Below are 24,490 nucleotides of genomic sequence, written 5' to 3'. Positions count from 1 at the left end.
GCACGTGCATTAGGTTGGTGCGTCGCCACCACCGCTCGGGCCGCTCGGCGGCAGCATCGCGGCGTCGCGGCGCAGGTCACTGCCACCGCGGATCCCCGGCCTCACAGGGGGCGCCGACGTCACGCCGCCCGACGACGAGAGACGGCGCACGCACGACCGAAAGGGAGGGCCAGCTGACCAGCACCGACACGACGGCGTCCAGAGCGAAGATCATGGAACGGGTCCGGCGACTGCTGGACCTCGCCGAGCATCCCAACACCGGCGAGGAGGAGGCGGCGCTCGCCTCCGCCCACGCGGCCGCCCTGATGCTGCGGCACGGGCTGGACGCCAGCGCGGTACGGCGCGGCGCCACCGGGCGTTCCGAGAAGATCGACGGCATCGAGTTCGAGGTCTCCAACCGCGGCGGCCACGCGCGTGAGCGCTGCTGGGCGCTCCACCTCATCTGCGACGCGCTCGGCTGCAAAGGCGCCCAGCACTGGACCGGTGTGCACGGGCGCGGCATCCGTGGCGCGCGGCACGTCACCATGACCGTCGTCGGACCCGACCCCGTCCTCGACAGCCTGCGCGTACTGCTCCCGTCCATCACCCTCCAGATGGAGAACCAGATGAGACCCGCTCTGCGGCATTTCACCACCCGCGACCTGACGGGCGTCGAAGGCAAGGACCGGCGCGCCCGCGCGACGTCCGACTACCGGCGCGCCTTCTACGTCGGCTTCGGCTCCGGCGTCTCGGCCAAACTCCGCGACCGGGTCGCCGAGATAGCCGACCAGGTGAAGGGCACCGGCGCCGAGCTCGTGCTCCTCGACCGATCGGCGCTCGTCCAGGCCGAGTTCCAGCGCCGCTTCCCCGGCCTCAGGCGCGCCCGCGCCACCACATTGGATGCCAACGGCTACCACACCGGCCGGCAAGCCGGCCACATGGCAGACCTCAGCGACCGAGCCCTCCCCGACCTCCCCCTCGGCCGCCTCCCCCACTGAAACCGGGGCGCCGCGGCCCGGCACGAGAAGTCCCGGAGAAACCAGGAACGAATGATGAAGGGCGCGGTCCCACCTCGAACGAACGAAAGGGGTCAGTCCCAGCGCCGGGCATTGCCCTCGTGGAAGTCCGTCCGCTCGTCGGGGATGACACAGAACGGCAGACCGGCCGGATCCTCCATGATCCACCATCTGCCGTCGACCTGGCGGACCCGCCGCGCCCCGAGCTTCTCCAGCCGCGCGACCTCCGCCTCCAGGTCGTCGGTGTGGACGTCCAGATGCACCCGGCTCGGCCCCTCCCCCAGGCGCTGGATCAGCAGCCAGGCATCCTGCCCCGGCAGATCCGCTCCGTGATACGCGGGCTCGGACTCGAATGCATGCATCGTCACCCCCGCCGCGCCCTCCCAGAACCTCAGCTCGGCGTCGTGGACGTCCTCGGAGACGTCGATCACGACTTTGGAAACCCTGCTGTAGTGCGCCACGCCCCTACCTCCCGACGAGCTTCTCCACACCGCGCTACGCAACCAGACCCTTCTGCTCCCCGCAAGCCACCCCAAGCTCCCGCTCCGGCTCGCCGAACGCCCGACCTCGCCCACCGCGAACCTCCCCTTCGATCCGCGAGCGCCCCGGCCTGACCCACCGCGCGCCCCGGTGCGGTATGTGAACGGTTCCCGCCGATCACGCATCCGTGACATCCGGCTGCGTTACGTTGGTTACGGAGGTTGCCGGGGCGTCGAAAGGCCGAGACCGTGACACAGGAAACAGGACCCGTGCCCCCCGGAACCGGCCCCCTATCACCCGATTTCACCGGCATCGACCCCGACCGGATGACCGGCTTCATCACCGAGATCGACCACGCCCGAGGCGTCCTCGCCGAACACACCGAAGCCATCCGCCGCGTCTTCGCCGCCAACGACCTCCCCGCCACCTCCCTCACCCCCATAGCCGAAGTAGAACACTGGATAGACACCCACCTCCCCCACCTCCGCCGCCGGGTACAGACAGCAAGAAACACCGCACAGCTTCCCAACTGGTCTCCTCAGGCGACACACCTGATCCCCTACGAAGAGAAGCCTGCTCTCCCCACGGCAGAGGCCCAACGCCTCGGCCAGGAGCTTGCCGCGCAGTACAAGAAGATCGACGACGACCTCATCAACCTGGACCGCCAGGCGGAATACCAGAAGGTCCTCGACACGCTCGCCCAGCACGTCCACGACCCCGCCTACACCGCCGCCTTCTTCGCAGCCTTGGGCGTACACGACACGCTGCAACTCCCCGTCGTCCTCCGCGAACACCTCGGCGACCCCGGCGAAGCCACGCTCGCGCCACCACGCCCCGACGACGAACTCATTCGCGCAATAAGCCAAGCCTTCGCCACCGCGGTCTCGTCCGGCCCTCGCCTGCCTGGAATGACGCAGATAAGTAACGCTCTCCGGAGTCCAAGCCTCGACCCGAGAGACACATTCGGTGCCAGCCTCATCCTGGCAGCGGGGGCCTTTCCTGCCGAGTGGCTGGCGCAGGTGGTGGCAGCGCGAGGACTGGCGACACCGCGCGAAGTACACACCGGTTATCTGTACGCTCTCGGAAACAACCCCGCCGCTGCCCGCTTGGCGATCAAAACGGCTCTAGGCGACAGCGCCGACCAGTCAGCGCTCAAGAAGTGGCTCAAGGGCATGAGCGACCGCACGAGCGGACCGTACGCCACCGACATCGAGGCAGACGCCTTCGGCCGCATGCTCGCCGCCGCCTCCGGCGCCTACGACGAAAAAGACGGCACCCACAGCAAAGACGCAGCACTATTCGCCTTCATCGTCATAACAACAATGGGAGACCTCCGCATCGGCCAGGCCGCTCGCATACACCTGGCAGAGATCGCCGGTAGGTACGTGACCGAGATAGCTGAAGGGTCTGATATAACCGACAAGAACCACTTGCTTCCCAGCGCATTCGTAGACGTAGTTTCTCGCACTCCCGGGCTGAAGCCTACGTTCCGACTGAGCCCAGAGGACACCTACAAGTTCATCAAGACCTTCGCGGACAGTCCAGAGACGCAGACACCCTTCCGGGAAGGTATGGGAAATTTCGCCCGTAGGCTGATTCACGCAGAAGTCCCGGCCATGCTGGAAAGCAAGGATCCCGCACGGGTGAATGAGATTTTCGCAGCCCTAGGCAATACGGCTGGCATGCAACTCGCCGCCGAGAAGAAGCTCAGCCAAGTTAAGGACGACGCCGACGACGCGGCCGGGAAAACATTCAGCACGATATCGGGCAACATGCTGGGCGTCATAGGCATCTTCGTCCCCGGCGAGAAGATAGGCGCTACGGCATGGACCTTACTCAGCGGCGGCTGGTCTGCATTCGACACCTACAAAGAAGAGAATGAAGAAGGAGAGAAGGTCGAGCAAAGGAATCGCGACGAAACCCTAGGCCGTCAGCACACAATAGCGAACTGGCTTACGGAAGGCGGAATGGCGCCACGGATTCCACCTGCACGCTATCCAGGAATAGCAAATCAATCAGGACTGCTTCGACCATTTTCAGAGATCCTGACGACCGGCGAAAATGGACTGAACGCCCTCGACAGCTGGTTCATTGATAATGGCATGGGCAGTGGAGACTTGAAGTCATTCGGCGAAATTTCCGACCAGTTTGCAACCACACTTGAAGGACGGAAAACCCGCGTTGCAGAGCGGGCCCTAAAGTTGGATGACGGAGGCTAAGACACCTTCAAGCAATGCGTCTCACCCCGCAGATCAATCTGACCATGCAGTGGCGAACCAACATACAGGACGGTAGCGGCATCCTGGTTCTCCAAGCGAATAGGCTTGCTATCGAAATCGTCGCTAGTGATTTCATACGGAGCTACACGCTTGAGGGTAGCGACCAATCCGTCCTTTACTAGTTGCGACTTAGAGCGAGCATCGATATCTGTCGCTCTAACAGCGAAGGTCTGTTTGGCCCTGCCATGCCCACAAGGAACATTTTTTCCACCGGGGTCCGTGATCGTCACATCCCTTGCATGCCGCTCCTGCAACAATTGAAGAATGTGTCCTTTCAATGTTTGTCCGGCCTGGGCAACGGTGGGGCCTTTGTCGATCGTGCAGGCTGTGAGCACTAGGGGTGTGAGCAATGCAACAGCGGCGAACTTGCGGCGCAGGGTCGAGTCACTAGACCGCTGCACCATCTTCGCCTCCACGTCTGTTCGAGACCGAGTCGCTTCCCACATAATCTCAGTGAGAGCCGCTGCGCCACCTAGTATCCACATACTCACTCAGACTTTCATCGCAGGAGGAGCCAGGCGTTGCCCATCGACGACGACTTGGTGCCGAACCCCCGGCATCGGGACCTTGAGGCGGCTCTCGCTGCCGTGCGGGTGTATGTGCGGGCGCTGGAGACCGCCCTTGATCCTGCCTGTGCCACGTTCGGGGGGCGTGTCGTGTGGGTCGGGCCTACGGCTCGGGCGTTCGGGGAGGAGTTAAATGGGCGGCGGGCGCGTCTGAAGACGGCCGTTCACCACATCCTGGCCGAGCTGGAGGCTGAGTTGCGATCCACGCCGAGCAAGGTCTCGCGGTCGACGGCGGCGAGCATGAGCGGCTGGTCATAGCAGCATTCACCCCCGCCGTCTCCCTCGAGGTCTCCCCGTTAGCGATCACGCAGCCTAGGACACCAGTGATGTCGGGTCCGGTGCTCGAAGACCGGAGAGAGCTTCTCGCCAGTCGGCCGTCGCCGAACCCGAGTCCGCGAGAAGATCGTCGAAATCGTGGGCCCTTACGACCACGGTGATGCTCGGTCCGGTGTGCGCGTCCCGGACGGCCGCCGTGGCGAAGTGGCACGCTTCTTCGATCTCCCCCGCCTTGGCGAGTGCACAGGCGTAGGCAAGCCGGACGAGAGCGGGATCGTTGGAGTCCTCGGCCCCGTAGCGCGCCAGTGCCCGGGTCATCGCCTCGGCCGTGCCACTCAGGTCCCCCAGGTCGGCCCGCCCTCGAGCCTCGTAGAAGAGTTGGCGCTCTCGCTGGAAGGACAGCACTCCCGGCTGGAGCAGGTCGTCCGCGCAACGGTCCAGCGTGTACCCGGATCGGTTGATGGCGCGTTCGAACGCCGGCCTGTCGCCGAGCGAGGCGTGGGCGAGGGCGGCGAGGCCCCACATCCAGGCGATGGCCGGCGTGGCGGTGACGCTGCGTTCCAGCCGGGGCACGACCATGGCAAGAGTCGCATGGGGATCTGCCGCATACGTCGGTATGAGCGCGGTGCTGGAGAGGGCGAGATCGGCGAGGTAACGATCGCCGGCCTCGTCCGCCGCCCTGGTCGCGGTCGTGTACCACCTGCGGGCGAGTGGGAAGTGGTTGGCGCAGAACATGATTTCGCCTACCACAATGGCCAGCTTGGCACCCACCCTGGTCAGCCTGCGTTGCGCTTCAGCGGGATGCCTCTGCGTCAGCAGTTCTCTCACACTCGCCAGATGGAGAAGCGCCTCTGGCAGCACGGTGGGAGGCGGGACATTCCGTCCAAGCCGATCCGCCTCGTTCTCCAGGTAGAGCACCCGTGCCTCGCTCACGCTGCTGGCATCGAGAACCTGCTCGAAGAGGTCGGGGGTTCGGGAGAGGGTCTCGGTGAGGCCGAGGGCCATGGTGGTGGCGCCTAGGTGGAAGACTTCTCGCCGGTTCGTGGCCGCCTCCCGGGGGTCGGGGCGCGTTGGTGCGACGCCGGAGCCTTTCCCTTCAGGGTCGTACGGCGCGAGCAGTTCTGCAACGGTGTGGCCGGGAAACATCCGTTCCAGCACCCGGCAGTGGTCGGCCTGCGGCTTGGTCTTGAGGTGGCCCTTGAGCCAGCGGCCGAACGCCTCGCGGCTCGGAGCCGAGCCGATGAGGCGCCGGTCGATGCCCCGCGCCACCTTCTCGTACTCCAGGCAGAACGCCCGATGCGTCTCCTGGTGACGCTTGGACAGCAACACTCTCAACAACGTCTGCCGGCCGGGCATCCGGAACACCGCCTTCACGAACCATATGGTCAACGTTCGGTAATCACTTCGCGACTTTAAGTGGCGTCGCGGGTGAAGGCCAGCCGTTTTCGGTGTCACGGCGGTCGAGGCACAGGCATGCCACATCGGTGACCGGTCGGTGCCCGTTGGCGACACGGGAAAGCGACGCCGCCGATCGGACGAGCCTCGTAGCGTCCCCGGCGAGATTCTCCCGACCCGATCCAACTCGAAGGTGCGGTCTGATTCGCATGTCCAGCTCACCGGCTCCCGTTGAGCCTTTCGCGGCCGTCCAGCGCATCCGGTATTCGGTGTGGTGTGCCGGCCTGTCCCTCGGCCTGCTTGTCACGAGCACCGTGCCGTGGCTGCCCCGTGCGCATCCCTGGTCGACGGGCGAGGCGCTGTCGCTGTGGGAACTGCCGGAGTCCGGCATCGGTTCCGTGAGCGCGTATGGCGGAGGCGCGCTCGGCATGCTGATGCTGGCTCTCGCGCTCACCCTCTTGGCCGCCGTCCATCCCGCGCGTCCGATGGTGCTCGGCGCGCTGCTCGCGGACGCGCTCAGCTTTCTGAACACCATGTGGCTCCACCAGGCGCTCGGCGACGCCGCCCCCGAGGGCATCGCACCCGGCGTGGCCGCCGCGCTCGTCGAAACGCTGGCTCTGATGCTCGGACTCGGCCTGCTCACTCTCGTCGACAGTGCCGACGAGCGAGACGCCGCGCGCCGGATGACGGCGTACGCGGGACAGAGGCTCACGGGCTCACCATGGTCACTGGAGATCCGCCGCAGGCTGGGACACGCGGTGCGCGGTGGCATGGTGTCGGTGCTGCTGATCTTCGCGAGCGCACTGCCGTGGGTGGGTCTTCGGCATCACCGCGAGTACGGTGAAGAGATCATCACCTACCTGTCCCTGTGGGACCTGGCGGGTTCCTCCGCCGGATCGGCGGTGACTCCGGCCGCCGAGACCGTCCTGTCCCTGCTGGTGGTGTCCTTTCTGCTCGTCCTGGTGGTGGCGAGCGAGCCTGACCGCTTCGTCGCCTGCTGGGCTCTGCTGTCGGCGTCTCTGACGGCGGGATCGCTGTGGTGGCTCGGCCGGGTGCTGAGCGATCTAGGACAGGTCCGAGGTACCGGGGCGGTCGCGTGGTTTTCAGGCCCGATGGTGACGGCCGTGCTGCTCGTCCTGAGCATGGCCGTGGTCGCGCTCGTGATCATGCCCGAGGCGCGCCTCCAGCGTCGTCCGGACAACCCCGGTGGTACGGCAGTCCAGCGCCGAAGGGCAGGACGGCGAGGTGCGTCTGGCGGGCCGACCGCGTGGGCTTCGCGAGGACTCCGAAGTCTCCGAGGGAGATGGGGGGCGCTTACCAGACGGCAGTGAGGGGTCGAGGCCGGGGACGACACGATGGTGAGGCAATGAGGACGGGAGCGAGGCCAGCTGAGCGGTGTCGGTGAGATGCCGACGGCCACGCGAAAGAGCTTGGCTTTCGCTGGGCCGCTGCCGGAACGCGGCTTGCGATCGACCCGGCCTCTTTCGTGAAGGACCAGCGAATGCCCATGTGCGAGGACGCCTTCGGCGCCGCTCCTGTCGTACGCCTGCTCGAGAGGGCGGCGTTCAGTGCCGCCGAGGGCTCGGTCCCCGAAGCGCGGAAGTGGGCGGCGAAGGTGCTGGAGGGTCATCCGCGCCGCGACGACGCTCTCCTGCTGCTGTCGGAGACGTTCACCAACGCCGTCGTGCACACCCGGTCCACCGTGATCGGGGTCGTCCTGCTCGGTGAGGAGGACCAGCGACTGCAGGTGGAAGTGGTGTCCGAGGGAGCCGAGACGCTGCCGTGCACCTGCCGCCGCGTTTCCGTCGACGCGGCCGCGCCGGCGGAGTGGGGAGAGTTGGCGGAGTCGGGCCGGGGCGTGCGTCTCGTCCGCGCCATCGCCGACCAATGGGGCTACATCGAGGACCGCCCTCGCTGCGTCGTCTGGTTCGTCCTTCACCCCCACCCGAGCTCCGACCAGGCATGACCTGTACTGCGACCCCGGCGGCGCCGCCGGTCATCGGTTCACCGCCGCACGAGGGCGCCGATACCCCCGTACACCGTCCCGCCGCCGCGGCGCCCCACCGCGCGGTCACCAGGTGACGAGAGGAAGGGCGAAACCGCCGACGGCAAACGGCGGGCTCACCGCCCTTTGAAGACGCCGATGGCCCGTACGCCTTCCGCCGCTGCGGCGCCTCATCGCGCGGTCACGAGGTGACGAGGGGAGGGGTGGGGGCGCCGGCGGGGAGCGGTGGGGTGGGGGACAGTTTGGCGCGGAGCAGGGTGGCGTCGGGGTGGGAGAGGTCGTCCAGGATGCTCAGGGCCTGGCGCCAGGCGTGCTGGGCGGCGGCGGGGTCGCCCATGGCCTGGTAGGCGTCGCCGAGACGGCTGAGAGTGCGGGTCTCGTAGTACATGCTGCCCGAGCGGCGGTACAGCTCCAGCGCCTGCCGGTAGCGGGTGACGGCCTCCTCGTAGTGGCCGAGTTGGTGATGGGCGTACCCGAGGCTGTCGCGGATGGTGGCCTTGCCGATCTGGTCGGGGAACTCCTCGCACAGTTCCAGGGACTTGTGGCAGTAGTACAGGGCGCGTTCGTGGTCGCCGAGCCGGGCGTGGCCCCAGCCGACGTTGTTGAGCGCGACGGCTTGGCCGGGACGATGGCCGGCGGCCGTGAACAGCTCCAGAGCCCGCTCGGCGTGGTGGAGCACCAGCTCGAAGCATCCCTGCTGGTCGCTGACCCAGGTGAGGCCCTGGTTGGCGTCGGCCTCGTAGGCGAGGTCGCCGAGACGGCCGAACAGGTCGACGGCCCGGCGCAGGTGGGTGTCGGCCTGGCCGATGTGGCCGAGCCCGGCGTGGACCAGGGCGAGGCCACGGTGGCTATGGGCCTGCCCGGTGAGGTCGCCGCGGCGCACGGCGGCGTCGAGGACCCGGCGGTAGGTCGTCATCGCCTCATTGAGCCAGCCGCCGCGCTGGTGGAAGAAGGTGGTGGTCAGGGTGCAGACGAGCTGCCAGGCGCGCGTGTGGAACCCGGCGTCGACGGCCTGGTCGATGGCCGCGAGGATGACGGGGTACTCGGCGGCGAACCAGTCGACGGCCTGCTGTTCGGTGAGTGCCTCGGGGACGACGCCGTCCAGGGCGGGGTCCAGAGGCATCGGCGGCTGCGAGGAGAAGCGGTGGCCCGCCGAGTGCGCGGTGTGCAGGTAGTGGTCGAGCAGGCGGTGCGTCGCGCCGCGCCGTTCGGCCTCCGGGTCGTGGGTGTGGGCCAGCTCGGTGGCGTAGACGCGCAGCAGGTCGTGCAGGGTGTAGCGCCCGGGGGTGTACTCGGTGACCAGTTGCGCGCGCGTGAGTTCGGCCAGCAGCGCGCGGGTGCGCCGTACCGGCAGGCCGGCCAGGCTGACCGCGACGCCGCCAGCGACGTACCGGCCGGGGTGCAGGCCGAGCAGCCGGAACAGCCGGGCCGCGTCCGGGCTGAGGGTGCGGTACGACCAGGAGAAGGTGGTGCGCACGTTGCTCACCGGGTCGCCGCCGTCGAAGGCGTCGAGGTCTCCGTGGGCCTCGCGCAGTTCGTCGGCGAGGGCGGCCAGCGGGAAGGTGGGGTTGGTGGCGGCGCGGGCGGCCACGATGGCGAGCGCGAGCGGGAGGCGGGCGCACAGGTCGCCGATGCGGTCGACGGCGCGCGCCTCGGCGGCGACCCGTCTCGCGCCGAGGCGGCGCGCCATCAGCTCGCGGGACTCGGCGGCGGACAGCAGGTCGAGGCTGATCGGCTGGGCTCCTTCGACGGCGACGAGCCCGGCCATCTGGTCGCGGCTGGTGACCACCGTGAGGCATCCGGGGTCGCCGGGCAGCAGGGGCCGCACCTGGTCGGCGTCCCGCGCGTTGTCGAGCAGGACGAGCACGCGCTTGCCGGCGAGCAGGCTGCGGTAGAGGCTGAAGCGCGCGGCCTCGCCGGCGGGGATGCGCTGCCCGGACACTCCGAACGCCTCAAGGAACCCGCAGACGGCCTCGGCCGGGCTCATCATCGAGCCCTTCGGGTCGAAGCCGCGAAGGTTCACATACAGCTGCCCGTCGGGGAAGCGGTCGCGGACGCGGTGCCCCCAGTGCACGGCGAGCGAGGTCTTGCCCACGCCGGCGCCGCCGCCGATCGCGGCCACGACGGCGGTGGACGGCGCGCCGTCACGCGGCAGCAGCGCGTCGAGGCGGGCGATGGGGCCGGCGCGGCCGACGAACGAGGTGACGTCGGCGGGCAGTTGCCTGGGGGTGATGGCGCCGCGGAAACCGGGCGAATCGGCGCCGGCCCCCGGCAGGCCGGCGCCCAAGCCGGGTACGGCGCCCGAGCCGGGCAGGTCGGCGCCGGCGTCGCGGTCGCGGTGGCGCAGCAGCCGCAGCTGGGTGTCGCGGAGCAGCGCGCCGGGCTCGAGGCCGAGCTCGGAGGTGAGGCGCTCGCGGGCGGCGGCGTACACCTCCAGCGCTTCGGGAGTGCGCCCGCAGTGGTGCAGCGCCAGCATGAGCAGCGACTGGAGACGCTCCCTGAACGGGTTCTCCTCGGCGGCGCGGCGCAACTCGCCGACGGCGTGGATGTGCCACCCGGCTTCGAGCTGGGCGTGGAAATAGTCCTCCAGCGCGCTAAGCCGCCGCTCCTGCAACGCCGGGCCTTCGAGCGCCAGGAGCGGCTCGGTGACGCCGCCGAGCGCGGCGCCCTGCCACATCGCCAGCGCGGCGCGCAGCCGGTGGGCGGCGGAGTCGGCCTGGCCGGCGGCCAGCTCGGCGTGGGCCCCGGCGACGGCGTCGTCGAAGGCGTCGAGGTCGAGCTCCCCGGGGCGCATCTGCAGGAGGTAGCCGGGGCGGCGCCGGACGATCGCGTCACGGCCGATGATCTTGCGCAGGTCGGAGATGTGGACGTGGAGCTGCCCGCGGACGCTGGGCGGGGGGTCGTCGCCCCACACATGGTCGAACAGCCGCTCTTCGGCCACCACGCGGTTGGCGTTCAGCAGCAGGGCGGCCAGCACCGCCCGTTGTTTGGGACCGCCGAGACGCAGCGGCCCGTCCGCGCCGGACACCGTGACCGGCCCCAGCAGCTGATAGCGGAAACGCACCCGGTGAGCCCCTTCTTCGGCCTGCGCCAAGGCTACTGGGGTCACCTGGTCTCATGCGCGCCGTCGGCGCGAGACCTCCCGGCGGTAGCCTCCGGGGCTGTCGTCGTCGCGGACGGAGAACGCGTCGGAGATCATCTTGGCGGTCTCCGCGCGGCTCTCGTCGCTCACCGGCACGAACTCCGTCTGCCGGAGCAGTTTGCCCTGGTAGGCAGCGCAGGGCACCGGCTGGACGGCGAACAGCGGCATCCTGCGCGAGAGCTGGATCACTTCGTCGGTGCGACGGAAGCGCAGGTTGCCCAGGACGGGGCCGTGCCACCAGCCGGTCTCCAGGATGCCGTCCTGCACCTCGTAGGTGATGCTGCCGGGCAGGTTGGGCACGCCGCGCACCAGGAGGCTCCATTCGGGCGGTGTGACGGCCACCAGACCGGTCCAGATTTGCAGCAGGCCGGCCTCGGGAGGGGTGGAGAAGACCGGCAGCCCGAGGAAGGCGTCGTCGGCGGGCTCCGCGCCGGTCAGCCGGATCAGCGTCTGCGCGGCGATGTTGGTCAGCGGCATCCAGTCGTCCGCGTTCTCCATCAGCCAGTGGAACGCGGCGCCGTCCCACTTGATGTAGCAGTCCACCGGCGGGTACAGGTACCAGCCGTAGCCGGAGGCGGCGCGGAAGGGCTCGCAGTAGGAGACGGCGCGGAAGGGCGGCGTTCCGAGCGCCGACGGGTCGGCGGCCGTCGGGGGGACGACGCCGTCGAAGCAGGCGCGGAACGAGAAGGACGTCATGGGGAGGGTGACCTTCACGAAGACGGGAGGCCCTCCGGCCTCGGGATCTTGGGGTTCCCTGGGCCGGAGGACCCGTGGATCAGTGCTGCTCGGCGTCCGCGAAGGCGAGTTCCTTCGGGCTGCGGGGGGCGTTCCATGTGATGCTCATGCGGATGGGGAGCGTCAGAGAGTCCCGCAGGATCCGGGTCTCGGCGCTGCGCGTGGACTTCGTGGAACCGTGTGCCATGGGGCTTCTCCTCAGAAGGTCGTCAGGGTGGCGGAAACCTGCGGCCGGGTGGCCGGCCGGCGGGTCGAGACCGCGTTCCACGGCCCGGCTGGGGAACCGGGCAGTGGTGCGGGTTCTGCCGGACGAGACCGTCGCCTCGGACCGGCCGGGGAAGGCGGGCCGGGTAGGGGATCGTGATGACGGGACCGTGGGCCTCGGACCGGCTGGGAAGGCGGCCGGGGTCGCGGTTTCGCCGGGGCGTGGAGGCGGCCCGCGGCGGTGGAGTCCGCCTTCGGGGTTGAGGGTTCCCGGCCCTGTGAGCGTGGGAGGGCCCAGGGCCGGGAACGTCTGCGTCAGCGCCCTTCGGCGCCCGTCACGGAGAGTTCCCTGGAGCCGCGGGGAGCATTCCAGACGATGCTCATGCGGATGGGGACGACCAGCGCGTCCCGCAGCACCTGGGTCTCGAAGTTCCGCTCGCCTGATGTCTGCCCATTCGCCATTGGAACCTCCGGTGCGGTGGTGAGAACTTCCCGGCCATCGTGGCGCGGCGGTCTTCGAAAACGCTTCGGAAGATCTTCGGGCGTTCCGGAGAGCCCCGAAGGCCTCGGACCGCCGGAGAACGGACGGACGGACGGCGACGGACGGCGGGCGTTGAAGCGGCGGGGCGTCGAGGCGGCGGATCAGGCGGATCAGGCGGGTCAGGCGGGTCAGCGGGTCAGGCGGGTTTGCGGGCGAACTGGTCGGTGGTGGTGATGAGGCGGTCGAGGATGGCCGGTTCGGAGTAGGCGTGGCCGGCGTCGGGGACCATGTGGAACTCGGCTTCGGGCCAGGCGCGGTGCAGGTCCCAGGCGGTCCTGGCCGGGGTGCACATATCGTAGCGGCCCTGGACGATGACGCAGGGGATGTGCCTGATCTTGTCGACGTCGCGCAGCAGCTGCTCGTCCTCGAGGAAGCCGTTGTTGACGAAGTAGTGGCATTCGATGCGGGAGAAGGCCACCGCGTAGTCGTCCTCGCCGTGGGTGGCGATGATGTCCGGGTTCGGGCGCACGGTGATCGTGGAGCCTTCCCAGACGCTCCACGCGCGGGCGGCGGGCAGCCGTACGTCCGGGTCGGGGTCGTTGAGCCGGCGGTGGAAGGCGCTGATGAGGTCGCCGCGTTCGTCGTGCGGGATGGGCGCGATGTAGCTCTCCCACAGATCGGGGTAGACCAGTGAGGCGCCCTCCTGGTAGAACCACCGCAGTTCCAGGGGCCGGAGCGTGAAGATGCCGCGCAGCACGAGCTCGGTCACCCGGTCGGGGTGGGTCTGGGCGTAGGCGAGGGAGAGGGCGCTGCCCCACGAGCCGCCGAAGACCTGCCAGCGGTCGATGCCGAGATGCTCACGCAGGCGTTCCATGTCGGCGACGAGGTTCCACGTGGTGTTGTGCTCCAGGGACACGGCGGGGTCGCTCGCGTGCGGCAGGCTGCGCCCGCAGTTGCGCTGGTCGAACAGCACGATGCGGTAGGCCTCGGGGTCGAACTGGCGGCGGTGGTCGGGGGTGCAGCCACCACCCGGCCCTCCGTGCACCATGACCACGGGCCTGCCGTCGGGGTTGCCGCAGACCTCCCAGTAGACCTGGTCGCCGTCGCCGACGTCGAGCATGCCGGAGTCGCAGGGTTCGAGCGGTGGATAGAGCGTCCTCATGACCAGCCATCTTGGCAGTGCGCCGCCCCGGACGCCGCACGGGCACGCCCACCCGGAAGCGCACGGCGAATGACCCGCCCGCACCATCTTCGGCCTGGTCGGACGCCCGTGCGGCGACTCGGACGTGGACCACATCCGCCTTGTCGTGGATCCGGTGGACCGGCGGCGGGTGATCTGATCGGGCGTCCGCACCGTGCTGGAGGGGCCGGTCCGCCGCTTCGGAGAGGCCCGTCAACGGCTGGTGCGGGCCTGCGATTTATACGATATTTCCACCATTGGCCCCCTTTGCCGTCGCTTATCACCCACAAATCGATTTAGCAGCATAAAACCGCCACACGGCCTCGCCCCCGGTTCTCGGGAGGTATCGAGACCGGGGGCGAGGCCATGTGAGGCAGGACGGAAACGGCCAGGCGCGCCGCCCCGGGGAAGCCCCCCGGCTTGGCCGGGATGGCGGGGAGGGCGCCTGTCTTCCGTCCTTGGGCTCGCACCGCCCGAGCAGGAGGGGGTTGCCCGAGGCGGTGCGGTGCCTTCCAGGGTGGCTTCGTGTAGGTCGCCCTCCGCGAGGGCGACCGTGGATGATCCCGCTTCAGGTGCGACCGGCGCGGCACCTCGTTCCACCGCCGTGCCCTTGTGGTGGCACGGCGTCCGGCACACGGGCCCCTTTCGCGCGGGCGAGCCGGGGACATCTCGCGCCCTCGCTCCGTGAGCTGGAGTGGAACGTGTCAGGCCGTGCCCGTGGACGGGCGCGGCCGGCGCCGGGGGCACCGTCGCGGGATCGCGCATCTCGGTCCCGCCCGGGGTGGCGGGCAGGCCGCGCGGCCCGCCCGGCATGACGGACGGATGAAGGCGAACTCGCCGGCCCCGGCGGAGCACGCCGCGAACGCCAAGGTGAACCCGGGCACGAAAGCGATCATTCCCCTCATTCGCATGGTGGTCTTCTCGCCCTCCATTCCGGTTCACACCAATCCAGCACCGCGTGCCATTACTCCCAGCGAGCGGCATCGCTATCGGTATAGTCGGCCATGGGTTGTCCAGCGAGGGTTTGCCCCACTGGACAAACAACACGCACGGGGAGCGCAGGTATGGGACGTCCGGAACGCGAGCTCGATCCGGACAAGGATCCGCTGCACGCCTTCGCCTTCGAACTGCGGCGATTACGCGAGGCCGCGGGACGGCCGAGCTACCGGCGGTTGTCCGGCCAGGCGAACTTCTCGGTGACGGCCCTGTCGGAGGCCGCCGGCGGCAACGTCCTGCCGAGCCTGCCGGTGACCCTCGCCTACGTCCGGGCCTGCGGCGGCGACGTCCAGGAGTGGGAGGAGCGCTGGCGCAAGCTCGCCGACGAGCTGGCCCGGCGCGAGGACGACCAGCCCGCCCGCCCGGCCGACGACGCTCCCTACCGTGGGCTCGCGGCCTTCGGCCCCGAGCACGCCGACCTGTTCTTCGGGCGCGAACGGCTGGTGGCGGACCTGTGCGCGCGGCTCGCCGCCTCGCCACTGCTGGCGGTCTTCGGGGCTTCGGGGGCGGGGAAGTCCTCGCTGCTGCGCGCCGGCCTCCTACCGGCCGTCGCCGCCGGGGGCGTGGCCGGCGGTGAACACTGGCCGGTCGTCGCGCTGACGCCCGGCGAGCACCCGCTGGAGGCGCTCCGCCTGCGCCTGGCGGCCCAGACCGCCACCCCCGCCGCCCTGTCGTCCGCCGTGGCGCGGATGCTCGGCGAGCGGCCGGAGCAGGCCCGCCTGCTGCTGGTGGTCGACCAGTTCGAGGAGGTCTTCACCCTCTGCCGGGACGAGCGGGAGCGCGCGGAATTCGTCGCGCTGGTGGTCGCCATGAGCGGCGAGCCGCGGGCGCGGGTCGTGCTCGGCGTGCGCGCCGACTTCTACGCCCACTGCGCCGGCCACGCCGACCTGGTGGCCGCCATGCGCGACCGTCAGGTGCTGGTCGGCCCGATGGAGGAGGAGGACCTGCGGCGGGCCATCACCGGGCCCGCCGAGCGGGTGGGCGGCAAGGTGGCCCCCGAGCTGGTCGACATCATGGTCACCGAGGTGGGCGAGCAGTCCGGCGCGCTGCCCCTGATCTCGCACACGCTGCTGGAGACCTGGCGGCGGCGGCGCGGCTCCTCGCTGACCGTGACCGGCTACCGGGCGGCGGGCGGGGTGCGCGGGGCGATCGCGATGACGGCCGAGCAGGTCTACGGCGAGCTGCCGGACGAGCGGCGGCACCTGGTGCGGCGGGTGATGCTGCGCCTGATCGCCCCCGGCGACGGAACCGAGGACACCCGGCGGCGGGCCCGCCGCGCGGAGCTGGTGAGCGGCCCGGACAGCGCCGCGGTGGCGGCCGTGCTGGACCGGCTGATCGAGGGGCGCCTGGTGACCGCCGGCCAGGACAGCGTGACCATCGCCCACGAGGCGCTGATCCGGACCTGGCCGCGGCTGCGCTCCTGGCTGGCCGAGGACCGCGAGCTGCTGCGCGCCCACCGCAAGCTGACCGAGGCGGCCGCGGAATGGGATCAGCACGGCCGCGACGCGGCGTTCCTGTACCGGGGGGCGCGGCTCGCGCACTGGGACGGCCGGTCGCTGGAGGGGCTGAACGACCTCGAACGCGACTTCCTCGCGGCGGGCCGGCGGCAGCAGGCCGGCGAGCGCGGCGCGGTCCGGCGGCGGGTCGTCCTGGCGCTGAGCGGCCTGACCTGCGCCGTCATCGCGGTGAGCGTGCTGGCGGCCATGGCACTGATGCAGGCCGGGGAGATCAGCACTCAGCGCGACGTCGCGGTGTCGCGGCAGCTCGCGGCCGAGTCGCGCACGCAGTCGCAGTTCGACCCGGAGGGGGCGCTGCGGCAGGCGCGGCGGGCGTACGCGGTCCGTCCCACTGGCGAGGCGGAGACCGCGCTGCGCCAGGCGCTGGTCGACGACCGCATGCTGATGTCGCTGCCCGGCCTCACCGGCCGGCAGATGGGGGTGGCCTGGAGCGCCAGGGGCGCCCACGTGGCGGCGACCGCCTCGGACGGCACGGTGCGCGTGTGGTCGTGCGACCCCCGCACCGGGCTGCCGTCCGGCGTCCCGCTCGTGCTGACCGGGCACCAGGGCGACGTGCACAGCCCCGCCTTCAGCCCGGACGGGCGCCGGCTCGCCACCGCGGGCTCGGACGGCACGGTGCGGGTGTGGTCACTGGACGGCTCCGCCCCGCCGGTCGTGCTGACCGGCCACCACAAGACGGTGTGGAATGTGGCGTTCAGCCCGGACGGGCGGCGGGTCGCCAGCACCGGCGAGGACGGCACCGTGCGCGTCCAGGACTCCGGCGGCGCGGGCGGGGCGGTGGTGCTGCGCGGGCACGAGGGTCCGGTGGAAGGCGTCGCCTTCAGCCCGGACGGCCACCGCCTGGCCACCGGCGGCCACGACCGCACGGTGCGCCTGTGGGACCTCGGCACGGGGAAGGCCACGGCGGTGCTGCGCGGCCACGACGGCGCGGTCAAGACCGTGCGGTTCAGCCCGGACGGCACGCGGGTGGCCAGCGCCGGCGCCGGCGTCGACGGCACGGCGCGCGTCTGGCCGGCCGGCGGGCACGGCGACCCGGTGGTGCTCCGCGGCCATGACGGCACGGTGGAGGGCCTGGACTTCAGCCCCGACGGCCACTGGCTCGCGACCACCAGCGACGACTCCACCGTGCGGGTGTGGAGCTCGGACGGCGGCGGCCATCCGCTGGTGCTGCGCGGCCACCAGCGGGTGGTGTGGAGCGTGGCGTTCAGCCCGGACGGGGCGCGGCTGGTCTCCGGCGGCGAGGACGGCACGGTGCGGGTCTGGTCCCTGCGTGACGGTTCGACGATTCTGCGCGGTCACCGTGGCGCCGTGTGGTCGGCGGCCTTCCTGCCCGGCGGGCGGCGGATCGTCAGCGGGGGCGAGGACGGCGAGGTCGGCCTCTGGGATCTGTCGACCGGGCGGCGGCGGGTGCTCGGCAACGGCCACCACGGTGAGGTGCCCGGCGGCGGCCACGGTGAGGTGCTCGGCGGCCATCGCGACGAGGTGCTCGGCGTCACCGCCGCTCCCGACGGCCGGCACGTGGCGAGCGCGGGCCGGGACGGCACCGTGCGCATATGGGATTCGGACGGAGCCGCGCCGCCGGTCGTCCTGCGCGGGCACAGCGGCGTGGTGTGGACGGTGTCCTTCAGCCCGGACATGCGCCGCGTCGCCACCGCCGGCATCGACGGCACTCTGCGCGTCTGGTCCGCCGACGGCTCGGGCCCGGCCCTGGTCCGCAAGGCCGACGAGGGCCAGATCCGGTTCGCGGCGTTCAGCCCGGACGGGCGTCACATCGCCACGGGCGGGCAGGACGGCACTGTGCGGGTGTGGGACACCACCGGCGAGGCCCCGCCCGTGGTGCTGCGCGGCCATCAGGGGCTGGTCTGGTCGGTGGCGTTCAGCCCGGACGGCCGCCGCGTGGCGAGCGCCGGCAGCGATGGCACCGTCCGGGTCTGGCCGGCGGACGGGCGGGGCACGCCGCTGGTGCACCGGGCCCACCAGGGCATGGTGTGGTACGTGGCGTTCAGCACCGACGGCCGCTGGGTGGCCTCGGCCGGGCACGACGCCACAGTGCGCGTGTGGCGGTCGGACACGGCCGGCCAGCCGCTGACCTTCTCCGGGTTCGGCGCGAGCGTCGAGAGCGTCTCGTTCGCCGAGGACGGCCGGCGGATGCTCACCACGCACGACGACGGAACCGTGCGCGTGTGGAACTGTGACGCGTGCGCGCCGACCGGTGGCCTGCTGCGCCAGGTGGACCGCGTGCTCGCCGGGCCCGCCGGCCGGTAGACCGGCTCCGTGACCATGGACCGGCCGGAAGAACGCGGACCTCGGCCACGAACCGGGCGGAAAGACCGGTCCGCGGCCCTGAGGCCGGATGGGAGAACCTCGCGCCGCTCGCGCGCATCTAATGCCGTGTCGTGCCGGCGGGGCGACGCGGAGACAGGGGGCGGCACATGGCGGGAAGGCTGGGCCCGGACGATCCGGAGCGCCTGGGCGGCTACTGGCTGGCGGGACGGCTGGGCGCCGGCGGCCAGGGCGTGGTCTACGAGGCCTACGACGAGGAGGGCCGCCGGGTCGCGCTCAAGGTGGTGCACGGCGGCGCGGCCGGCGACCCGGAGCTCCGGGACCGTTTCGGCCGGGAGGCCTCGGCGGCGCGGCGGGTGGCCTCGTTCTGCACGGCCCGGGTGATCGCCGCCGAGCTGGACGGCGAGCGGCCGTTCATCGTCAGCGAGTACGTGGAGGGGCCGAGCCTGCGCCGCGCGGTGCAGGACGGGCGCGCCTTCACCGGCGACGACCTGCACCGCCTGGGCACGGCCGTCGCGACCGCGCTGGCGGCCGTCCACGAGGCCGGAGTGGTCCACCGCGACCTCAAGCCCGACAACGTGCTGCTCGGCCCGGACGGGCCGCGCGTGATCGACTTCGGCATCGCCCGGACGCTGGAGATGTCGCTGACCTCGACCGGGCTGGTGGCCGGCACCCCGACGTACATGGCCCCCGAGGTGTTCACCGGGCAGCGCGCGGGGGCGCCCGCCGACGTGTTCGCCTGGGGCGGCGTCATGCTGTTCGCCGCCACCGGCGAGGACCCGTTCAAGGCCGAGAGCCTGGGCGGGGTCATGCACCGGGTGCTGTCGGTGGACCCCGACCTGGACGTCCTGCCCGCCTCCCTGCGCCCGCTGGTCGCAGCGGCCCTGCGCAAGGAGCCCCAGGACCGTCCCACCGCGACCGACCTGCTGCTCGGGCTGATCAGCGGCGGGGAGGGCGCCGGCACGGCCCGTCTGCTGGAGCGGGGCAGCGCGGCGGCGGGACGGGTCGGCCCGGCGCAGGCGCGCGACCCCGCCCTCGGCACGCTCGCCGAGGACGCCTACGGCATGCTGTCCCCGGCCGAGCGCGACCTGGCGCCGGAGGTCTTCCTGCGCATGGTGGCGATCGGCCCGGACGGGGAGCCGGTCACCCGCCCGGCGCGGGCCGACGAACTGCCGGCGGGCGCCGGGAACGTGCTGCGCGTGTTCGCCTACGTGCTCTCGCACCAGGACGGAGAGGTGCGGCTCGCCCGCCCGGCGCTGCTGGGCGCATGGCCGAGGCTGCGCTCCTGGGTGCGGGACGAGCGCGAGGGCCTGCCGGTCCACGCCGGCATCCGCGCGCAGGCGCGGCAGTGGGACGAGCACGGCCGCCGCGACGGCGACGTGCTGCAGGGCGGCCGCCTCGACGCCGCCGTGCGGTGGGCCGCCACCGGACGCCGCCGGCTCACCCTCAACCCGCTCGAACGCGACTTCCTGGACGCCTCCGCCGCACTGACCCGCCGGCGCGCGCGCCGGCGGCGCCTGCTCACCGCGGCTCTGGCCGTCCTGCTCGTGGTGTCGCTCGCGGCCGGGGGCCTCGCGGTCTACCAGGGCGCCCGCGTCGCCGAGCAGCGCGACCAGATCACCGCGCAGCGTGACCGTGCCAAGGGCCGCGAGCTGGCCTACCTGTCCGGTACCCTGCGCACCGCCGACCCGGCCGCCGCGATGCTGCTGAGCGTCGCCGCCTACCGGCTCGACGGCGGCGCCGAGGCCCGCTCCAGCCTGATGTCCTCCCTCCACCAGCCGGAAACGGCCGTATTCACCGAACCGCCCGTGCGTGACTCTCCGTCCAGGGCGCTGAGCGGGGACGGGCGGCTGATGGTCAGCGTGTCGCCGGGCGAGATCCGCCTCTACGACCTGGCGCGGGGCCTGCTGATCAGGCGCGTCCCCACACCGGCGACGCGGGGGCTGGACGTGCGGGAGGTCGCGCTGCGCTCGGACGGGCGACTGGTGGCGATCTCCACAGCGGACGTCCTCATCGTGTGGGACCTGCGGGCCGGCAGGGTGCGCGGCCGGTTGCGGCTGCCGGGCGGGCCGCTCTGGACCCGGGTGGCGTTCGGGACCGGCGGGTCCACGCTCACCCTCGTGGACGACGACAGCGAGCCTTATGTCTGGGACCTCGCGACGGGCCGCACCTACGGCCGCCACCACTGGAGGGGCTCAGGCCCGGTCGTGTCGGCCAAGGCGCACCTGGCGGCGCTGGTCGCCACGGAGGACGGTCTGAGGGCCTACCGGCTGCCGGGCGGCACGGAGGACCGGCGCTTCCGCGAGGCCTGCCCGAGCGACACCGGTGTGGCGGCCTTCAGCGCGGACGGCGCGACCCTGGCGTGTGCCGGGTGGACGGTCAGGCTGGTCACCACGGACACCGGCAAGCGCATCCCCTACCACGAGGACGAGGACTGGCGCTGGCCCGAGGGCGGGGCGCTGGCCGGCGGCGGGAGCCTCGGGCTGCGGTTCAGCCCCGACGGGCGGCTCCTGCTCGGGTTCGCCGACCGCGACATCACGGTGTGGCGGGTGGCCGACCAGCGGCAGATCTTCTCCTACCAGGCCGACGGCGAGGTCGACAACGCGAGCCTCGGCTCCGACGGCCGCACCCTGCGCTTCCTGATGGACGGCACGGTCGTCACCCTCGACGTCCGGCCGCGCGTCACCACGACCGGCCCCGGAGGGAAGGTCTTCAAGACGGGCCTGAGCCCGGACGCCCGGTGGATGTCCGCCGAACGCTCCGACTCCACCCCGATCCGGCTGTGGGACGTGCGGCGGCGCCGGTACGCCGGGGTGTTTCCCGGCACGGCCGATTCCGGCGTGCCCGCCGATTTCGACCCCCGAGGCCGGACGGCGGTCACCGTCACCGGCGGCACGCTGCGCGCCTTCGACATCCCGTCGCTCACACCGCTGTGGAGCCACAGGCTCCCCTCCGGATTCGACTCGGTGGGCGGCGTCTTCAGCCAGGACGGCGCGACCTACGCCGCGGTCCTCACCGCCCTCAACGGGTCGGCCGAGTTCCCCCTGCCGGAATGGGACGCCCGCACGGGGCGGCTGATCAGGACGCTGCGACCGGCCGCCGGCCCGGGCGCGATCGCCTTCACCCCCGATGGGCGCACGATCGCCACGTCCGCCGGGCGGCTGCTCGACGCCGTCTCCGGCGCACAGGTGGGCCCGCCGTTCAACAGCGCGCCGTCGCTGGGCGTGCTCGCGGTCAGCCCGGCGGGCGGGCTGCTCGCCTCGGGCGGCGGCGCGGGGCGCGTGGCGCTGTACGACACGCGGACGAGGTCGGCGGTGCCGCCGGTGCTGCGCGGGGTGGCCGAGCCCATCGCGCTCATGTCCTTCTCCCCGGACGGACGGCTGCTGGCCACGGTGAGCGAGTCCGGGACGGTGCAGTTGTGGGACGTGGACGCCAAGCGGCGGATCGGCGTGCCGGTCAAACTGTTCGGCGACTTCGCCATGAGCATGGCGTTCGACCCGGACGGTTCGGCCCTGACGATCTCCGACCAGAGCGGCACGCTCTACCGGCTGCCCGCCGGGGCCGGGGCGGCCGCGACGGCGGTGTGCGCGCGGGCCGGCCGCACCCTCACCCGCGCGGAGTGGACCCGCTACCTCCCCGGCATCCCCTACCGGGACGTCTGCCGCTCCTGACCGTACTGTGCGCCCGCTAGGGCCTCGTTTCGACGGCGGGGTCGTCGGCGGGAAGGGTGAAAAGGCGGACATAGACCGGCCGGGCGCCCGGCGGCGCGGTCTCGGGGCGGTGGGTGTGCGCCTTGAGCAGGGTGATGTACGCCTCGTAGAACCGGGCGAAGTCCTCTTTGGTCATCCACCCGAAGCCTCGCGATCCGGTGGCCCATTCGGGATCGCGCGCGTGGACCTCGGGGAAGCGCTCGAACAGCAGGCGGTCCTCCTCCATGCCGAGCCGGTGGAACTCGGCCAGGACGGGACGGTCCTCGGGGGCGAGCCGGTCGGGTGTGGGGAGCCGGATGTCCCCCCGGCCTCCGGCGGTGCGCCACCAGCGCTCACGGCCCGTCGAGCGCTCCGGGATCTCCTCGATGAAGCCGTACTTCTCCAGCTGGCGCAGGTGGTAGCTGGTCGTGCCGGTCTTGGCGCCGAGCAGCTCGCCCAGCGTGGTGGAGGTCGCCGGGCCGTACATGTTGAGGTGGCGCAGCATGCGGCGCCGCATGGGATGGGCCAGGGCCTTCAGCCGCGCGGGGTCGTCGAGCAGGAACGGCTCGTCATCCTTCATGAGGAGCAGCCTAATACCACAGAAGGATATCTGCAGATTCTTCTTTGCCGAGAAGTCTCTGCAGAGTAGGTTCGGCGATATGAGGTCAAGCATCCTCGCGACCGCCGCGACCGCGCTCCGCCTGCTCGCCATCCCCGCCGTCTTCCCCGCCGTCTTCCCCGCCATCTTCCCCGCCGTCGCCGCCCCCTCCCTCGCCATCCCCGCCATCACCATCCCCGCCACCGCCCACGCCGTGGCGGGTCCGTTCCTCGCCGGGGCGCGTGCCGTTCCGCACGGCCTCGTCGAGCCGTCGCCCGCGGTCCCCCCGGACCTGGCCGCGCGGGAGGTCTCGTTCCGGGGCGCCGGGGGTCTTGAGATGCACGGCACGGTGCTCTCCCCCGCCGCCGCCGCCGGGCCGCGGCGCCGGGGCATCGTCCTGGTGCACGGCGCCGGCTCCGGAACGCCGCGAACGAAGCTCATGGAGGAGGCCGTGCAGTTCGCCCGCCGGGGCCTGTCGGTCCTGGTCTACGACAAGCGGTCGGTGGGCTACTCACTGTTCCGCCGGTCGTACTCCCAGCTGGCCGACGACGCGCTCGGCGCGGTGGCGGCGCTTCGCTCCCAGCCGGGCGTCGACCCGGCGAAGGTCGGCATCTGGGGGCTCAGCGAGGGCGGCTGGGTCGCGCCGCTGGCCGCCTCCCGGTCCGCGGACGTCGCGTTCGTCGTGCTGGTCGGCGCCAACGCGCTGCAGCCCCTGCGCCAGCAGACGTGGGCGGTGGCGGCTGGGCTGCGCAAAGCGGGCGTGTCGGGCTCGCTCGTCGACCGGACCGAGCCGAACCTGTACCGGGCGATCACCGACGGCGGCATGTTCCCCGAGCCGTACTACGACCCCGCTCCCGTTCTGGCCTCGCTCCGTCAGCCGGTCCTGGCCATCTGGGGCACCTACGACCTGCTGACGCCGCCCCGGGAGACTCCCCCGCTGCTCGCCAAGGCGCTGGAGAGCGGCGGCAACCGGCGCTACACCTTCCGCTTCTTCGGGGAGGCCGACCACGCCGCGCACCGGACCCCGGACGGCGGCGTCACCCGCCTGCCCGAGCTCGCCCCCGGCTACGCCGACCTGGTGGGGTCCTGGACCGCCGCCGCCATCGCGGGAAAGGCGCCGCTCATGAGCGTCTCCGGACCCGCGCCCGTACAGGCCTCACCGACCGTGCCCGTCTATCCACCGGCGTGGTGGGAGTCGGCGAACGCCCAGGCCGCCGCCCTCGCATTGATGCTGGTCGCGTTCACGGCCTACCCGGCGACGGCGCTGGCGCGGCGCCTGCGGGGCCGTGCGCGCCCCGCGGCGAGCCGGGCCGCGCGGCTGCTCAGCGCGGGCGGGCTCACCTCGGTCGCCGGCTCCTTCGGCTACGTGTTCTACCTGGTCATGACCGGAGGAAAACTGGCCACCACGGGACCGGTGGCGGCGGGGCGGCCGCTGATCTGGCTCGCGCTGCAGGCTCTGGCGGTGACCACGGCGGCCGCGACCGCCGTCGTCGCGTCGGGCCTGCTCCGCGGCCGGGCGCCCCGCGCCGGCGACCACGCCACCGGAGACCTCTCCCACCGCGAGGGGCGTCCTGGCCGGGGCGAGCGGGTCCGGCTCGGGCTGCTGCTGGCGGGCGGGGTCGTGTTCCTGCCATGGGCCCTCTACTGGGGCCTGCTGCTCCCGTGACCG

16 protein-coding genes are annotated in these 24,490 nt (G+C 71.6%); 7 read left to right on the top strand and 9 right to left on the bottom strand.

What is annotated here, in order from left to right:
• Nucleotides 1-212: 212 nt before the first annotated feature.
• Nucleotides 213-977 carry a DUF2786 domain-containing protein gene (locus tag ACWEN6_RS03015; protein WP_452568691.1) on the top strand — a complete coding sequence of 255 codons (765 nt, stop codon included), beginning with the start codon at nucleotides 213-215 and terminating at the stop codon, nucleotides 975-977.
• Nucleotides 978-1,069: 92 nt separating this feature from the next.
• Here ACWEN6_RS03015 and ACWEN6_RS03010 read toward each other — a convergent pair whose 3' ends face one another.
• Nucleotides 1,070-1,456, bottom strand: coding sequence for a VOC family protein (locus ACWEN6_RS03010; protein WP_380824401.1), 387 nt, complete (start codon nucleotides 1,454-1,456; stop codon nucleotides 1,070-1,072).
• A 288-nt stretch (nucleotides 1,457-1,744) separates the two neighbouring features.
• Here ACWEN6_RS03010 and ACWEN6_RS03005 point away from each other — a divergent pair, with 288 nt between their 5' ends.
• On the top strand, nucleotides 1,745-3,694 hold the full coding sequence (locus ACWEN6_RS03005) for a hypothetical protein (protein ID WP_452568690.1): 1,950 nt from the start codon (nucleotides 1,745-1,747) through the stop codon (nucleotides 3,692-3,694).
• Here ACWEN6_RS03005 and ACWEN6_RS03000 read toward each other — a convergent pair.
• Nucleotides 3,691-4,158 (bottom strand): hypothetical protein, encoded by a 468-nt coding sequence (locus ACWEN6_RS03000; RefSeq protein WP_452568689.1) that lies wholly within the window; start codon nucleotides 4,156-4,158, stop codon nucleotides 3,691-3,693. The genes ACWEN6_RS03005 and ACWEN6_RS03000 overlap by 4 nt on opposite strands.
• A 474-nt stretch (nucleotides 4,159-4,632) precedes the next feature.
• On the bottom strand, nucleotides 4,633-5,970 hold the full coding sequence (locus ACWEN6_RS02995) for a hypothetical protein (RefSeq protein ID WP_452568688.1): 1,338 nt from the start codon (nucleotides 5,968-5,970) through the stop codon (nucleotides 4,633-4,635).
• Between the two features lie 230 nt (nucleotides 5,971-6,200).
• On the opposite strand from ACWEN6_RS02995, the gene ACWEN6_RS02990 reads away from it, so the two are divergent.
• Complete coding sequence (locus ACWEN6_RS02990; protein ID WP_452568687.1) at nucleotides 6,201-7,322, top strand: hypothetical protein; 1,122 nt, start codon at nucleotides 6,201-6,203, stop codon at nucleotides 7,320-7,322.
• A 170-nt stretch (nucleotides 7,323-7,492) separates the two neighbouring features.
• On the top strand, nucleotides 7,493-7,957 hold the full coding sequence (locus ACWEN6_RS02985; protein WP_452568686.1) for an ATP-binding protein: 465 nt from the start codon (nucleotides 7,493-7,495) through the stop codon (nucleotides 7,955-7,957).
• Between the two features lie 220 nt (nucleotides 7,958-8,177).
• Here the strand turns inward: ACWEN6_RS02985 and ACWEN6_RS02980 are convergent, their stop codons facing one another.
• The 5 genes from ACWEN6_RS02980 to pip all read right to left on the bottom strand — a co-directional run bounded on the left by ACWEN6_RS02980 (nucleotide 8,178) and on the right by pip (nucleotide 13,720).
• Nucleotides 8,178-11,060, bottom strand: a complete 2,883-nt coding sequence (locus ACWEN6_RS02980; RefSeq protein WP_452568685.1) for an AfsR/SARP family transcriptional regulator — start codon at nucleotides 11,058-11,060, stop codon at nucleotides 8,178-8,180.
• Nucleotides 11,061-11,111: 51 nt separating this feature from the next.
• Nucleotides 11,112-11,834 carry a hypothetical protein gene (locus ACWEN6_RS02975; RefSeq protein ID WP_452568684.1) on the bottom strand — a complete coding sequence of 241 codons (723 nt, stop codon included), beginning with the start codon at nucleotides 11,832-11,834 and terminating at the stop codon, nucleotides 11,112-11,114.
• 79 nt (nucleotides 11,835-11,913) lie between these two features.
• On the bottom strand, nucleotides 11,914-12,060 hold the full coding sequence (locus ACWEN6_RS02970; protein ID WP_452568683.1) for a hypothetical protein: 147 nt from the start codon (nucleotides 12,058-12,060) through the stop codon (nucleotides 11,914-11,916).
• Between the two features lie 332 nt (nucleotides 12,061-12,392).
• Nucleotides 12,393-12,539: a hypothetical protein gene (locus tag ACWEN6_RS02965; protein WP_452568682.1), complete on the bottom strand. Its 147-nt coding sequence runs from the start codon at nucleotides 12,537-12,539 to the stop codon at nucleotides 12,393-12,395.
• A gap of 215 nt (nucleotides 12,540-12,754) precedes the next feature.
• Nucleotides 12,755-13,720 carry a prolyl aminopeptidase gene (gene pip / locus ACWEN6_RS02960; protein ID WP_452568681.1) on the bottom strand — a complete coding sequence of 322 codons (966 nt, stop codon included), beginning with the start codon at nucleotides 13,718-13,720 and terminating at the stop codon, nucleotides 12,755-12,757.
• A gap of 1,082 nt (nucleotides 13,721-14,802) precedes the next feature.
• Here pip and ACWEN6_RS02955 point away from each other — a divergent pair.
• Nucleotides 14,803-18,516: an nSTAND1 domain-containing NTPase gene (locus ACWEN6_RS02955; RefSeq protein WP_452568680.1), complete on the top strand. Its 3,714-nt coding sequence runs from the start codon at nucleotides 14,803-14,805 to the stop codon at nucleotides 18,514-18,516.
• A gap of 167 nt (nucleotides 18,517-18,683) precedes the next feature.
• Entirely contained in the window at nucleotides 18,684-22,205 is a 3,522-nt protein-coding gene (locus ACWEN6_RS02950; RefSeq protein WP_452568679.1) for a WD40 repeat domain-containing serine/threonine protein kinase, read from the top strand.
• 16 nt (nucleotides 22,206-22,221) lie between these two features.
• Here the strand turns inward: ACWEN6_RS02950 and ACWEN6_RS02945 are convergent, their stop codons facing one another.
• Nucleotides 22,222-22,803 carry an ArsR/SmtB family transcription factor gene (locus tag ACWEN6_RS02945; RefSeq protein ID WP_452568678.1) on the bottom strand — a complete coding sequence of 194 codons (582 nt, stop codon included), beginning with the start codon at nucleotides 22,801-22,803 and terminating at the stop codon, nucleotides 22,222-22,224.
• 79 nt (nucleotides 22,804-22,882) lie between these two features.
• Here ACWEN6_RS02945 and ACWEN6_RS02940 point away from each other — a divergent pair, with 79 nt between their 5' ends.
• The gene (locus ACWEN6_RS02940) at nucleotides 22,883-24,487 is read left to right on the top strand and encodes an alpha/beta hydrolase family protein (RefSeq protein WP_452568677.1); all 1,605 of its coding nucleotides are present in this window, start codon (nucleotides 22,883-22,885) and stop codon (nucleotides 24,485-24,487) included.
• Nucleotides 24,488-24,490 lie beyond the last annotated feature (3 nt).

It is taken from the genome of Sphaerisporangium sp. NPDC004334 (assembly GCF_053602655.1).
This window is presented reverse-complemented; position numbering and strand designations above follow the sequence as displayed.